The sequence below is a fragment of the Hyphomicrobium sp. genome (assembly GCF_051860585.1).
Taxonomy (GTDB): Bacteria; Pseudomonadota; Alphaproteobacteria; order Rhizobiales; family Hyphomicrobiaceae; genus Hyphomicrobium_C.
The window spans coordinates 141,632-155,501 of the sequence record NZ_JBHYDS010000002.1; the positions used below are offsets into that span (position 1 = coordinate 141,632).

A 13,870-nucleotide genomic window follows, 5' to 3' on the forward strand; every position below is an offset into this window, starting at 1 on the left:
ACTGCCCACTGCCCACTGCCCACTGCCCACTGCCCACTGCCCACTGCCCACTGCCCACTGCCCACTGCCCACTGCCCACCACCGTCCTTGATTGTTGCAAATCATTCCTATATGCAGTTAAGGGACACCTTGGAAAGGCTGCCTGCTGATGTCGATGGCTGATGGCGCAACGCGCCGGTACGTGACGATCGCCGCCCTCGTTGCCGCCGTCGCACTCGCCGTTATGGCCTACCGGGGAGGAGCGGAGCACGAAGCAGCCGCCCCCGTTGGCCCCAAGACGTTCCGTGTCGTCACCACTTTCACGGTCATCCAGGACATCGCCCAGAACGTCGCCGGCAACGCCGCCGTCGTCGAATCCATCACGAAGCCCGGCGCCGAGATCCACGACTACCAACCCACGCCCGGCGACATCGTCAAGGCGCAGCACGCCGACTTGGTGCTCTGGAACGGCATGAACCTCGAGCGCTGGTTCGAGAAGTTCTTCGAGAACGTCAAGGACGTCCCGAGCGCCGTCGTCAGCGCCGGCATCGAGCCCGTCGGCATTGTGGAGGGGCCTTATACCGGTAAGCCCAACCCGCACGCCTGGATGTCGCCCAACAACGCGCTTGTCTACATCGAGAACATCCGCAAGGCGCTGGCGGAGCATGATCCCGCCAATGCGAAAACCTACGCCGGCAACGCCGCCGCCTATGCCGCCAAGATCAAGGCCCTGGACGCGCCGTTGCGCGCCCGCATCGCCACCATCCCCGACGCCCAGCGCTGGCTCGTCACCAGTGAAGGCGCGTTCAGCTATCTCGCGCGCGATTACGGCATGCGCGAAGCCTACCTGTGGCCGATCAACGCCGACGAGCAGGGCACCCCCCAGCAGGTTCGCAAGGTCATCGACCTCGTGCGGGCGAACAAGATCCCGGTCGTCTTCTCGGAAAGCACCATCTCCGACAAGCCCGCCAAACAGGTCGCCAACGAGGCCGGAGCCCGCTACGGTGGCGTACTGTACGTGGACAGCCTGAGCACAGAGACGGGACCCGTGCCGACGTTCATCGACCTTCTCAAAGTCACCGTTGAGACCATCGCCGAGGGTTTCACCTCTTGAACCTGCCGTCGATCAGCGCGCAGAACCTCACCGTGGCCTATCCCAACGGCCACGTCGCTCTCAGGGACATGTCGTTCGAACTTTCGTCGGGCACGATCTGCGGCCTGGTCGGCGTCAACGGCAGCGGCAAGTCCACGCTCTTCAAGACCATCATGGGATTCGTTCGCCCGACGCGCGGCGAGGTCCGCATCTCGGGCCTTCCCGTTCGCGACGCCCTGAAGCGCAACTGCGTCGCCTACGTTCCCCAGAGCGAGGACGTCGACTGGAACTTCCCGATCCTCGTCGAGGACGTGGTGATGATGGGCCGCTACGGCCACATGGGCTTTCTGCGCATCGCTTCGCAAGACGACCGCCGCAAAGTGGATGCCGCCCTTGAGCGTGTCGGCATGAGCGCCTTCCGCGCGCGCCAGATCGGCGAGCTATCGGGCGGACAGAAAAAGCGCGTGTTCCTGGCGCGCGCATTGGCGCAGGAAAGCCAGATCATCCTGCTCGACGAGCCGTTCACCGGCGTCGACGTCAAGACCGAGGGCGCGATCGTCGAGCTCTTGCGCGCGCTCCGCGAGCGCGGACACTTGATGCTGGTCTCGACGCACAATCTCGGCAGCGTTCCCGACTTCTGCGATCAGGTCGTGCTCATCAACCGCACGCTGCTGGCCGCCGGGCCAACGCGCGAGACGTTCACCGAGGCCAACCTCGAAAAAGCGTTCGGCGGCGTCTTGCGTCATTTCAAGCTCGAAGGCGCAGCCCTGCACGCCGACGACGACAGCCGCTCCGTCACCGTGCTCACCGACGATGAGCGGCCGCTGGTGTTCTATGGCGATGCCAGCGCGGCCGGCCGCAAGGACGAGCCGCAAAAAGACGAGGCCGGCTCATGAGCGAGCTGCTGGTCCCTTTTGATTATGACTACATGGTCCGCGCCATGTGGGTCAGCGGCCTTGTCGGCGCCACCTGCGCGTTCCTCTCCGCCTACCTGATGCTGAAGGGCTGGTCGCTGATGGGCGACGCCCTCGCCCACGCCATCGTGCCAGGCGTGGCCGGCGCCTACCTGCTTCATATTCCCTTCGCCGCCGGTGCGTTTTTCGCGGGCTTCCTCGCCGCCCTCGGCATGTGGTTCGTGCGCCAGGCCTCGAAGCTGCGCGAGGATGCCGTGATCGGCATCGTCTTCACGACCTTCTTCGCGGCCGGCCTCCTGATGGTCTCCATCTATCCGACAGCCGTGAACATCCAGTCGATCGTGCTGGGCAACATCCTCGGCATCTCGGACGGAGACGCGCTGCAGGTGGTGATCATCGCCGCCGTGTCGCTCGCCATCCTCGGCCTCAAGTGGAAAGACTTGATGGTCGTGTTCTTCGATGAATCGCACGCCCGCACGATCGGCCTCAACCCGACCGCCCTCAAGATCCTGTTCTTCACGCTGTTGAGCGCCTGCACGGTCGCGGCGCTCCAGACAGTCGGCGCCTGCCTCGTGATTGCGATGGTCGTGACGCCCGGCGCCACGGCGTACCTCCTGACAGACCGCTTCGGCCGCCTTCTGGTGCTGAGCGTCATCATCGGCGCGACGACGAGCATCGTCGGCGCCTACCTGAGCTACTTCCTGGACGGCGCCACCGGCGGCGTCATCGTCTCGCTCCAGACGTTGCTCTTCCTGACGGCGTTCGTCTTCGCGCCCAAACACGGATTGCTTGCCAGCCGCATGGCCAGTCGCATGGCCAGCACCGAAGGCGCACGCTGATGGGCGATGTCATGTCCTTCATCACCGCGCCGCTCGCCTTCGAGTTCATGCAGCGCGCCCTCCTCGCCGCCGTGCTGATCGGCGCGGTCTGCGCCGTGCTCTCCTGCTATCTCGTTCTCAGGGGCTGGTCACTGATGGGCGACGCGATCTCGCACGCGGTTCTGCCGGGCATCGTGCTCGCTTATGTCACTGGCCTTCCGCTCGCCGTCGGCGCCTTCGCGGCCGGCCTCTCATGCGCCGTCCTGACCGGCTACCTGAAGACGAACAGCCGCGTCAAAGAAGATACCGTCATGGGCATCGTCTTTTCCGGTATGTTCGGCCTCGGCCTCGTGCTCATGACGAAGGTCGAGACCGACCAGCACCTCATCCACATCCTGTTCGGCAACATGCTCGGCGTGACGTGGCGGGACGTGGCGGAGATCGCCCTCATCTCCGGATCCGTGTTGCTGATCGTCCTCTCCAAGCGCCGCGATCTGGTCCTCTACTGTTTCGATCCCCAGCATGCCCGCGCCATCGGCCTGCCCGTTGGCCTCATGCATTACGGACTGCTCGCGCTGCTCTCGCTGACCATCGTCGCGTCGATCAAGGCCGTCGGCGTCATCCTCGTCGTCGCCATGCTGGTGACGCCGGGCGCAACCGCGTTCCTGCTCACCCGCCGTTTCGAGCGGATGCTGGCCGTGTCCGCCGCCGTCTCCATCGGATCGAGCGTCCTCGGCACGCTCGTCAGCTTCCACATCGACGGCGCGACCGGGCCCTGCATTGTGCTGATCCAGTCGACGGCGTTCCTGCTGGCCTTCCTGTTCGCACCCGAGGCCGGCGTGCTCCGCAGGCGCCGCGAACACGCATCCGGAAACGCATAAGCGCGAACCGTCGATTTCAGCGCGCCGTGCCGGACAGGAAGATGAACCCGGAATATCCGCTGCGGATTTCGCGATCGACGATGCCGATCATCTCCGCGCCCACGTGATCCGCATGATGCTTGAAGACGTCCTGAATGGTCTCTGGCGACAGCTTCAGCACCGGAAACGGGCGGTCGGCGACCACGTAGCCTTCGGAGCGCACGAGAAACGCCGCCGCAAGCGTCCCGCCCGTGCGCACCGACCGCGCGAACGCCGCGCAGGCCGCCTCGAACTCGTCCATGACGCCGGTGATCGATTCCGCGCAGAAGAACATCGTCGCCGCGTCCCAGGTCCGCGCCGGGAGATCGAAAATCGACCCCTGCGTCACCTCGCATTTGGACCTGAGCGACGGGATCGGGTTCTCCGGCAAAGCGTACTCCGGGCCATAAGCCTCCCGCGTGACGCCCCAAAAGTGCTCCCACTGCGAACGCAGGTCGTCCCGCTCCAGCTCCGCCTTGAGCCACGCGACATTCGTCTCGGCATACTCCCACGCCGTCAGCCGCCGTGCGCGCGGCAGGGCGCAAAAAAACGGAATGAGATTGGGACCGGTACCGACGTCCACCACGTCGAGATCGCCCGCCACCGGCGCGGCGCGCTTGAGGGTTTCCACCGCGACGCGGATGACCAGATCGTCATCGGGATGCGGCTCGCCGTAATAGTGCTGGAAGTAGGCCTCGGAGTCGAATTTCGCCCACTGAAAATCAGCGTTGCCCTGCGGCCCGCTCGCGTCGCCCGTCCCACCCATAGCCACCCCGTCTTTGATTTGTGCCGTGACAGACACAAATCCCAACGTGGCGCCAAAATCAAGCCGATGCGGCCTGCGGGGATGGTTCCATCTGCGGAAGCTCCGTCACCGGCGAGATCCGCGGCACGAACCGTTCCAATAGGCTGGTGAGCTGCGCCGCCTCGATCGGCTTCGAGAAGTGGAAGCCCTGCATTTCGGTGCAGCCGAGGTGGTTCATCATCAGCGCGTCATAGTCCGTCTCGACGCCTTCCGCGACGATGCTCATGCCGAGGCCGCGCCCCAGCGAGACCACCGACTGGACGATGGTCCGCGATGTCAGCGCATTCGACACGTTGCTGACGAACGAGCGGTCGATCTTGATCTTGTCGAACTTGAAATTGCAGAGGTACGACAAGCTCGAATACCCCGTGCCGAAGTCGTCCAGCGCCGTCTTGAAGCCCATCGCCTGGATCGACTGCAGCACCTGCTTGGTGTGGTCGCTGGCCTCGAGCAGCACGCCCTCGGTGATCTCGAGCACGATCCGCTCCGGCTTGATGCCGTGCTCGGTCGTGAGACGCTCCAGGCGGTCCGCGAAATCGGCTTCGCCGAACTGCACCGGCGAAAGGTTGACCGCGATCTCGAGTTCCGGCCAGAGCTTGGCATCCTTGATGGCCCGCTCGATGATCCAGTTCCCGAGGGCGGGCATCATGCCCGACACTTCGGCGATCGGAATGAAGGTCGCGGGCGAAATATCGCCGCGCATCGGGTGACGCCAGCGCAGCAGCGCTTCCGCGCCGACGATGGCGCCGGTCCGGCACGATACGATCGGCTGATAGTGCAGCCGCAGCTCCTCGCGCTCGATCGCGGCGCGCAGATCGAGTTCGATCGATCGCCGCGTTTCGACTTCCTGCGCCATTTCGGCGGAGAAGGCGATCGCACGGTCGCGGCCCTGCTTTTTCGCTTCGTAGAGCGCGATATCGGCGTGCCGCATGAGCTGGTCGGCCGTCTGGCCGTGTTCGGGCGCCATGGAGAGCCCGATCGAAACGGAGGCCCGAATGTTCTGGCCGTCGATGGCGAACGGCTCGTCGAAGGCATTGGTGATCCGCGCGGCCAGTCGTGCCGCTCCGTCTTGCGCGTTGGACGAAATGCACATCACCGCGAACTCGTCGCCGCCGAAGCGGGCGAGGAAATCGTTCGTGCGCAGCCGCGCCTTGAGGCGCCGCGCGACGGCCTTGATCAGCTTGTCGCCGACCTCGTGACCGAGCGTGTCGTTGATGTCCTTGAACCGGTCGATGTCCACGTAGGCGGCAATGGCGTGCTCGCCGGCGCGCCCGCCATCGGAGGCCCTGAGCCAAGCCTCGACATTTTCGATCATGTTCTGGCGGTTGGGCAGCCCCGACAGGGCATCGTGCTTGGCTTCGTGGCGCGAGCGCGCTTCACGCTGCGTAAGCTCCTCCGACGCCAGCTTGAGGCGGGCGAACATGTCGTTGCAGAACATGCCGGTCGCAAATACGCCGCACGCGAGCAGCGGCAGGATAACGGCAAGCAGAAAATGGCCGGGACGCCGCGTTTCCCACGACAGGTACCCGACCAAGCCGCCGTCGTCGCCGACGAAGGGGTCGGAGACGTAGGTTCCTGACAGCACCCGCTCCTTCGACAGCGAAAGGGTCGGCAGAAGAAGCGTGCGGGACAGCCTCGAAATATAGTCGTCGTCGATATAGACGACACTGATGAGCAGCTTCGGCGGGCCCTTGAGCAGCGTCAGATCGACGTTCGGAACGATGGTGAGAGCGGCCACGACGGCATAGCGTCCCTCGACCGAGAAAATGTGTCCGGACCAGCGCGCCGATTCAACGGCGCCGGCGAGCACCTTGTAGTTTGTCTGCAGTTCCTTGAATTCGTCAGGCCGCGCCGTGAGCTTCGAGGCGCCGCCGCGGGCTTCCGAGATGACGGGAGCCAGAATGGCGCGCCGCTTCTCGAATTCGGCCGGCTCGTGCCGGGTCGCATCCGAATACGCGTAGAGCGGCCGGTCTTGCGCGTCGAGGATGTAGACTTCGTCGTGACCGTACGTTTCGGTCAGGAAGACGCCAAAGTTGCTGTCGGTGAAGTCGAGGTCGATCGCTTCGGGCGTGATCTTGGTGACGGCTTCGTCCCACCACGCCACGCTCTTCTGACCGTCGAGCACGTTGGCGATGCTTTGGTTGAACGCATTTTCGAGCAGAGAGCGCTCGGTCTCGGTTGCCGCACGATTTGCGGACCAGCCGGCAAATGCAACCGTCGCGAGCAGCACCATCCCGAAAAACGAAATGGCGATCCGCGTCAATCTCGTCAGGCGACGAAGATTGCCGTCGTAATGATCAGTCGTGTCTCCAAGTATCATAGCTGCTCGACCACGCCTTGATGTCTGGACACCAGCTAAACCGCGGAACAGCTAAGTCATTATTAGGCTGCACCATATTTGACCCCTTCTCTCAAATCGTCGTGAACAAACTGTTTCGGCCCGTAATGAAAGGGCGCGCGGACAGCGTGTTAACTCTTTTTCGGTTGCATTCAACAGATTAACGCTTTATTAAGCTCTCAGTAAGGGGACGGTTCCAAGTTCTCGCGTTTATAGAGTCATTGAGCAAAACTCTCATGGATGCACATCTCGTTATTCGTACTCGTGCAGACAGCGAAGAACTCCGGAAAGCCTCACTCTCGATAGAGCAGGCTGCGTGGAGCGAGCTGGGATACTTGAATTTCACCCGCGCTCACTATGAACTCTACGCAAATCTACTTACGGAATACTCTGACTATCAGCTCTGCCTCGTCGACGAAGACACAAATTATCCTGTGGCCGTCGCCAACTGTGTGCCCATCGACTGTGCAGGCCCGGACGATCTGCCGCCCGAAGGATGGGACTGGGTTGTAGAGACGGCCGCCCGCCCGAAGGGACGCCGCCAGATGTTGGGCGCCCTCGCCATTTCCGTCCCCGTCATTCATCGCTCCAAGGGCTACGCGCGCATGATGATCCGCGCCCTCATGGAGCTTGCGGAGGCTAAGGGGCTGGATGGGCTGGTCGCGCCGGTCCGCCCGTCCGCCAAGGCGCTTCACCCGTGGGTTTCGATCGACGACTACATCACCTGGACGGACGACCGCGGCCGCGTGTTCGACCCCTGGGTGCGCAGTCATCTGTCGTCCGGCGGCAAGCTGATCGGCCCCTGCAAGCGCTCCATGGTCGTCGACGAACCGCTTGCGTTCTGGGAGACGTGGAGCCGCCAGACCTATGATCGATCCGGTTCCTATGCCCTTGATGGCGCACTGGTTCCGGTCGATATCGATGTCGAGCGCAAGGTCGGCCGCTACGAAGAGCCGAATATCTGGGTCGCCTACTCCTGCTGATCCGATCGGCGGGCACAGGCCCTGCCGCAAGCGGCGCTCCGGCGTAAATGTCAGCACGCAGCCGGATCTCACTTTGTTGTCATGCTGCCGAGTTGCGCGGCGGCTATAATCAGTGTCTGTTGTGTCTGCGTATCGGGTGAACCGGGGCTCCCGGACGCGAGCACAATTGAGGGACACACATGACCTCTGCACGGCCTCTGAATAGGCGCCGCGGCTTGGCCGCCCTGGCGGCACCCATCATGACCATAGGCCTCGTCTCACCGTGCGCGGCCGAACCGACTTTCTCCCCTTTGCTTGGCTCCTGGGCGGGCGGAGGAATGTACAAGCTGCAAGACGGCACGTCCGAACGCCTGAAATGCGACGCCTACTACACCGGCAGCGGTTCGCAGCTCGGCATCGCCGTGCGCTGCTCGAGCCCAAACAATAAGATCGAATTGCGCAGCAAGATCAGCGCCAATGGCACGTCCCTGAGCGGAAACTGGGAAGAGCGCACCTATAACGCGGGCGGCGAGGCCAAGGGTACCCTGACCGACAGCAAGCTTGCGCTCGCGATTGTCGGCGGCGTGACAGGGTCGATGACAATCACCTATGATCAAACGAAGCAAAACGTCGCGATCGCGACCGAAGGAACGCCTCTCCAGAGCGTGACCATCAGCCTGTCGCGCAAATAATGCGTCGAACACGAAGGAAGTGAAGGTCAATGGGTTCGCCGCCCTCTCTAGCAGCCCGGCTCGGAACGGATCAAACCGTGCTGACGGCCGAAGGCTCTTGGACCATTGATCACGCCCACGCCCTTGACGGACTGATCGAGCAGACGCTGCGTTTGGCGCCCCAGGAGCGGCCCGTCGTCGTCGCCCTGGACGGCGTCACCAACCTCGACACCTATGGCGCTTGGCTGATCGAACGCGTCATCCGGACACGCGAGACCAGCGTCGGGCGCGCGCGCCTGCAAGGTCTGCCGGACCGCTATCGTAGCCTCTACGACGAAATCCGCAGCACCGAGCACGCGCCGGATCCATCGGCCGCCCCGGCGACGCCCGTGCTGGACCACATCCGCAACCTCGGCCGCGGTACGATTGCCTTCGGCCACGAGCTGGCCGCTTACGCCTCCATGCTCGGAGCCCTCGTGCTGGCGATCGGCCGCGTGATCGCAAACCCGCGCTCGTTTCGCGGCACGTCCACGCTTCATCACCTGGATCGGGTTGGCTGGCAGGCCGTGCCGATCATGGTCCTGATCACGTTCCTGATCGGCTGCATCATCGCGCAGCAGGGTTTTTTCCATTTCCGGAAGTTCGGCGCCGACGCCTACGTGGTCGACATGGTCGGGATCCTCGTGCTGCGTGAGATCGGCGTGCTCATCGTCGCGATCATGATCGCCGGCCGCTCCGGCAGCGCCTACACCGCCGAGCTCGGCTCGATGAAAATGCGCGAGGAGGTCGACGCGCTCCGCACCATGGGCCGCGACCCGATGGAGGTGCTGATCCTGCCGCGCATCGTCGCGTTGGTGATCGCGCTGCCGATCCTGACCTTCCTCGGCTCGATGGCGGCGCTCTACGGCGGCGGTGTGGTGGCCTGGCTCTACGGCGGCATGAGCCCGGAAATCTATCTCCAGCGTTTGCGCGAGGCGTTATCCGTCACGCACTTCGAGGTCGGCATGTTGAAGGCGCCGTTCATGGCGCTTGTGATCGGCATCGTCGCCTGCACGCGCGGGCTCGCGGTGAAGGGCAGCGCTGAATCGCTGGGCGCCGAGACCACCGCGTCCGTCGTGAAATCGATCTTTCTCGTCATCGTCCTGGACGGCCTGTTCGCCATCTTCTTCGCTTCGGTGGATATGTAGCCCATGATCAATGGCACCATCCAACACAACGTCATCGAGGTGCGGGATCTCGTCGTCGGCTTCGGCGACCGCACCGTGCTCGACCGTGTCAGTTTCGACGTGAAGCGCGGCGAGGTCTTCGGCTTCGTCGGCGGATCGGGCAGCGGCAAGTCGGTCCTGTTGCGCACCATCATCGGGCTGATCCCGCGGCGTTCCGGCACCATGAAGGTGCTCGGCACCCAACTCGACACGGCCTCGGAAGAAGCCCGCCGCGCCATCGAGCGCCGCTGGGGCGTCCTCTTCCAGCAAGGCGCGCTGTTCTCGTCGCTCACCGTCCTTCAGAACGTGCAGTTCCCGATGGTCGAGTATCTCGATCTCCCGCAGCGCCTGATGGATGAGATGGCGGCGGTCAAGCTCGACATGGTTGGCCTCCGCCCCGCCGACTACGACAAGATGCCGTCCGAGCTTTCGGGCGGCATGACGAAGCGCGTGGCGCTCGCCCGCGCGCTCGCGCTCGACCCCGAGCTCGTCTTCCTGGATGAGCCGACCTCGGGCCTCGACCCGATCTCCGCGGGCGATTTCGACGCCTTGATCCGCACGCTCCAGAAAACGCTCGGGCTCACGGTCTTCATGATCACGCACGATCTCGAAAGCCTGCACACCATTTGCGATCGCGTCGGCGCGCTGGCCGACGGGCGCGTGGTCAATACGGGCTCGATCGAATCCATGCTGGCCAGCGATCATCCGTGGGTTCAATCGTATTTCCGCGGCCGCCGCGCGGCCGCCTACAACAACCGTCCTGCCAACACCGAGGCTTGAGCCGACCATGGAAACGAAGGCGCGCTATACCCTGATCGGATCCTTTGTCCTGGCGGTCACGCTGGCCGTCTTCGCATTTGTCTACTGGCTCGCGAACACGGGCGGTTTGGCCGACCGGCAACTGTTCCGCATCCGCTTCCAGAGTTCTGTCTCGGGTCTCCTCAAGGGCTCGAGCGTCGTCTTCAATGGCATCCGCGTCGGCGAAGTGACCGACATCTCGCTCAACTCCGATGCGCCGAAAGAAGTCTTGGTCACGATCGCCGTCGATCCCTCGACGCCCGTGCGCGACGACACCGAAGTCAATGTCGACTTCCAGGGCCTCACCGGCGCGCCGGTGATCGAACTGAGCGGCGGAGAACCGACAGCCGCGCGCTTTGCCGCCGTAGCCGGAGAGCCGCCGCTCCTCACCGCCAGCCCAGCCAGCACGCAGAGCCTGACGCAGTCGGCGCGCGCCACGCTGACCCGCCTCGACAAGGTGATCGACGACAACAGCGCCGCCCTGCATGACGCCATTCAGGGCATCAGCACGTTCGCCGGTGTCCTCTCGCGCAACTCCGAACGCATCGACGGCATCCTCGCCGGCCTCGAACGCTTTGCCGGCGGCGCCAAGGCGAAGCCCGGCATCTACGTTCTGACGGCGCTGAAGGGCGACGCGTCATGCAAGGGGAAGAAGCAACCCCAGCTGGTGATCCCCGAGCCCGCCGCGGCCATGGCCTTCAACTCCGACAAGGTGATCGTCATCGGCGACCCGCCCGAGAACAATCCGTTCGACAAGGCGCAGTTCACCGACAACATCCCCTCGGTGGTGCAGTCGAAGGTGATCGAGAGTTTCGAGAATTCCGGCTGCTTCGATGGCGTCACGCGCCCCCTCGACAATCTCGAGGCGAGCGAACAGCTCCAGGCCGAGATCCGCACCTTCGCCGTCACGATGACGCCGAGCCCCAGCGCGACCGTCGAAATGGCCATCAAGCTCGTCAGCGCCGGCGGCAAGATCGAAGGCTCGCGCGTGTTTACGGAAACGACGCCGCTGGCCGCGGTCGATTCCCCGTCCGCTGTCGCCGCCCTGGATGCGAGCTTCGGCAAGGTGCTGTCGGCAGCCGTTCCGTGGGTCGCCAAGCTCCCGCGCACCGCCGCGCCGGCTAAGGCCGCCAAGCCGAAGGAGGGAGACGTGCCGAAGGACGACGATCTCCCGAAGGACGGCGATCTTCCAAAGGATGATGGTCCCGAGATGCCGGAGCCGCCGCCGGCGCCCTAGCGGGCTAAACCGCCCTTTCGAAGCGCAACGCGCGAGAGCGAAGCCAGACGCGCGAGCGGCAATCAGAAGCGGTCGCGCCGCACATCGACTTTCACGAGCCCGGTCGCATAGGCGATGACGGCCAGCACGATGGCGAGCGGAATGGCGACGACGAGCACCATGGCGAACGTCATGGCGATCCCGAGCAGCGCAGCCAACCCCACCATGACGACCAGCCCGAATACAACGTAGGCAGCGCCCGCCGCCAGCCAACGCCGCCAGCCGGTCAGCTCGGTGGGCTGTCCGCCCGTCTGCTGTGCGTGGCGATCGATCACGATGATCGTCTCGTCGGGTTTGGATTTCATCGGTATCTCCAGCCGCGGACGTGATGCCATCCGCACGTGTCACCCATTATACAGGACCTCATATAGGATTACGGGCGCGATTTTCGAGCACCGCAACCCTGTCACCAGGGCATTGCTCGCGGAATTGGCGTCGGCCGGCCATCAGGCGTCGGCATCCGCGGCCGCGGCCAAGCCGCCCTCGGCCAGCAGCGGCTCCGGCAGCCCCTCGCCCGTCTGCTCCAGCAAAAACGCGTCGAGCTCGATCGCGGTCGGAAGGCCGAGGCGCGCGCCCAGGCGGCGGCACTTGAGCGCCGCCGCAGCCGACGCGGCACGGGCCGCCGCCGTATCGCTCAGCCCCGACGCAATCCCGAGCGCGAATACACCGTGAAACGCATCTCCCGCCCCGGTCGTATCGACGATCGGCACAGCGAAGCTTTGCTGCTCGCCCGCGCCCTTCCGCCCGCTCCAGAGATAACCTCGCGCGCCGCGCGTCACGCCCGCGTGCTGTACGCCGCGCGCATGCAGAGCGGCGAAGCGCGCTCCCGCGTCGGCGCCGTCGATGAACTTCTCGAACGCGGGCGCGGAAAAGATCGCGTAGTCCGTGAGCCCGATGACGCGCTCCAGCAGGATGCCGCCCCCGAGGTCGATATCCGCAACGGTCGGCACGCCATGCCGCCGCGCTTCGGCAAAGGCGGCCTGCGTGCCTTCGAGCCACGAGAGATCGCTGAGCACCGCGCCCAAAGACGCGACCTGACCGAGCGGCAGCCAGCCTGCGTCCATCGGCATGACGCGGTCGTCTTCGCTGATCACCAGGCGTTCACCCTTGGCGTCCACGACAATGGCGGCCGTCGGCGTGATCGCGCCATCGCACGCGACGACGAATGCGGTGTCCACGCCGCACCGGTCGAGCGCACGCCGCACTTTCTCGCCGGTCTCGTCGTCACCGACGCGGCTCCAGAGGCGCGGCGTGCCGCCCAGCATGGCGATGGCCGACGCCGCATTCGAGGCCGCTCCGCCGCCGTCCTCGCGGTGGTCGAGCGCACGCACCTTGGTCGGCTTGGGAGGAAAGGCTTCGATGCGATAGAGGTGGTCGAGCGCTGCATATCCGACGACGATGACGGGTTTCATTTGGCTGGAACGATCCTCAAAGCGAAACTCTCGCGTTTTAAACGCTCCCAGCGTTCAGAAGGTCCAAGAGTCCGAAATTTATTCAGCAAAAACAGTGAATTTCGCGCACTTCGAAAACTTCGGTGATGTTCCTGCCGGGACAGAACTTCCTCGCGCCGCATGGCACTTTCCTGTCAACGGCGACCCGCACCGGGCCGCCACGGAAATTCAGATCGCCAGGAGCGAGCCATGTACAAGATCGTCGCCATCGTGCTTTCCACGCTGCTGATCGCCGCGTTTCAGATCCAGGCCGCATCGGCCGGCTGCGGCGGCGGACACGGCGGCTTCCACGCCTACCAGTCGCACGCTCCGAGCCGCCACGCCGCTCAGCAGTCTCGCGCGCGCAAGGCTCAGGCTGTCGCCGCCGCTAAGCAGAAGAAGGCCGCTCAGGTCGCTCGCGCCGAAAAGGCTGCCGACAAGAAGGCCGCCGAACCCGAGACGGCCGCTGCGTCCGCAACCTTCACGGAGAAGACCGCCGAGACGGCGAGCAGCACGGAAGTGTCCGACGAGAAGGTCACCGTCGCCGCTGTCGAAGGCTCCTGCTCCAAGTTCATCGCCGCCACCGGCACGACCGTCACCGTCGAGTGCGCCAAGCAGTAGAACGCGCACCATCACGATCCTGGCAAATCGAGACCGGAGCCCCGCTCCGGTCTTTTTGCTT

General features: G+C 64.5%; 14 protein-coding genes. 10 read left to right on the plus strand and 4 right to left on the minus strand.

Features of this window, described 5'->3' with window-relative positions:
- Window positions 1-223 precede the first annotated feature (223 nt).
- Genes ACTIFK_RS03540 through ACTIFK_RS03555 form a run of 4 tightly spaced genes read left to right on the plus strand, consistent with a single transcriptional unit; the run spans window position 224 to window position 3,685 of the window.
- Window positions 224-1,093: a metal ABC transporter substrate-binding protein gene (locus tag ACTIFK_RS03540; RefSeq protein WP_439542067.1), complete on the plus strand. Its 870-nt coding sequence runs from the start codon at window positions 224-226 to the stop codon at window positions 1,091-1,093.
- Complete coding sequence (locus ACTIFK_RS03545; RefSeq protein ID WP_439541670.1) at window positions 1,090-1,968, plus strand: manganese/iron ABC transporter ATP-binding protein; 879 nt, start codon at window positions 1,090-1,092, stop codon at window positions 1,966-1,968. Before ACTIFK_RS03540 ends, ACTIFK_RS03545 begins: the two co-directional genes overlap by 4 nt.
- The gene (locus ACTIFK_RS03550; protein ID WP_439541671.1) at window positions 1,965-2,825 is read left to right on the plus strand and encodes a metal ABC transporter permease; all 861 of its coding nucleotides are present in this window, start codon (window positions 1,965-1,967) and stop codon (window positions 2,823-2,825) included. The genes ACTIFK_RS03545 and ACTIFK_RS03550 overlap by 4 nt, the downstream gene beginning before the upstream one ends.
- Window positions 2,825-3,685: a metal ABC transporter permease gene (locus ACTIFK_RS03555; protein ID WP_439541672.1), complete on the plus strand. Its 861-nt coding sequence runs from the start codon at window positions 2,825-2,827 to the stop codon at window positions 3,683-3,685. Before ACTIFK_RS03550 ends, ACTIFK_RS03555 begins: the two co-directional genes overlap by 1 nt.
- A gap of 16 nt (window positions 3,686-3,701) precedes the next feature.
- On the opposite strand, the gene ACTIFK_RS03560 is transcribed toward ACTIFK_RS03555, so the two are convergent.
- Window positions 3,702-4,469, minus strand: a complete 768-nt coding sequence (locus ACTIFK_RS03560) for a hypothetical protein (protein WP_439541673.1) — start codon at window positions 4,467-4,469, stop codon at window positions 3,702-3,704.
- A 58-nt stretch (window positions 4,470-4,527) separates the two neighbouring features.
- The gene (locus tag ACTIFK_RS03565) at window positions 4,528-6,828 is read right to left on the minus strand and encodes a bifunctional diguanylate cyclase/phosphodiesterase (RefSeq protein WP_439541674.1); all 2,301 of its coding nucleotides are present in this window, start codon (window positions 6,826-6,828) and stop codon (window positions 4,528-4,530) included.
- A gap of 254 nt (window positions 6,829-7,082) precedes the next feature.
- Here ACTIFK_RS03565 and ACTIFK_RS03570 point away from each other — a divergent pair, with 254 nt between their 5' ends.
- The 5 genes from ACTIFK_RS03570 to ACTIFK_RS03590 all read left to right on the plus strand — a co-directional run bounded on the left by ACTIFK_RS03570 (window position 7,083) and on the right by ACTIFK_RS03590 (window position 11,719).
- On the plus strand, window positions 7,083-7,829 hold the full coding sequence (locus ACTIFK_RS03570; RefSeq protein ID WP_439541675.1) for a transferase: 747 nt from the start codon (window positions 7,083-7,085) through the stop codon (window positions 7,827-7,829).
- A gap of 215 nt (window positions 7,830-8,044) precedes the next feature.
- On the plus strand, window positions 8,045-8,500 hold the full coding sequence (locus tag ACTIFK_RS03575) for a hypothetical protein (protein ID WP_439541676.1): 456 nt from the start codon (window positions 8,045-8,047) through the stop codon (window positions 8,498-8,500).
- Between the two features lie 29 nt (window positions 8,501-8,529).
- Entirely contained in the window at window positions 8,530-9,666 is a 1,137-nt protein-coding gene (locus ACTIFK_RS03580; protein ID WP_439541677.1) for an ABC transporter permease, read from the plus strand.
- A 3-nt stretch (window positions 9,667-9,669) separates the two neighbouring features.
- On the plus strand, window positions 9,670-10,464 hold the full coding sequence (locus ACTIFK_RS03585) for an ABC transporter ATP-binding protein (RefSeq protein ID WP_439541678.1): 795 nt from the start codon (window positions 9,670-9,672) through the stop codon (window positions 10,462-10,464).
- Window positions 10,465-10,471: 7 nt separating this feature from the next.
- Window positions 10,472-11,719: an ABC-type transport auxiliary lipoprotein family protein gene (locus ACTIFK_RS03590; RefSeq protein ID WP_439541679.1), complete on the plus strand. Its 1,248-nt coding sequence runs from the start codon at window positions 10,472-10,474 to the stop codon at window positions 11,717-11,719.
- Window positions 11,720-11,781: 62 nt separating this feature from the next.
- Here ACTIFK_RS03590 and ACTIFK_RS03595 read toward each other — a convergent pair whose 3' ends face one another.
- Entirely contained in the window at window positions 11,782-12,063 is a 282-nt protein-coding gene (locus tag ACTIFK_RS03595; RefSeq protein ID WP_439541680.1) for a hypothetical protein, read from the minus strand.
- 141 nt (window positions 12,064-12,204) lie between these two features.
- Window positions 12,205-13,170, minus strand: a complete 966-nt coding sequence (locus ACTIFK_RS03600; RefSeq protein ID WP_439541681.1) for a PfkB family carbohydrate kinase — start codon at window positions 13,168-13,170, stop codon at window positions 12,205-12,207.
- Window positions 13,171-13,398: 228 nt separating this feature from the next.
- Between ACTIFK_RS03600 and ACTIFK_RS03605 the strand changes: the two genes are divergently transcribed.
- On the plus strand, window positions 13,399-13,809 hold the full coding sequence (locus tag ACTIFK_RS03605) for a hypothetical protein (RefSeq protein WP_439541682.1): 411 nt from the start codon (window positions 13,399-13,401) through the stop codon (window positions 13,807-13,809).
- Window positions 13,810-13,870: the final 61 nt, after the last annotated feature.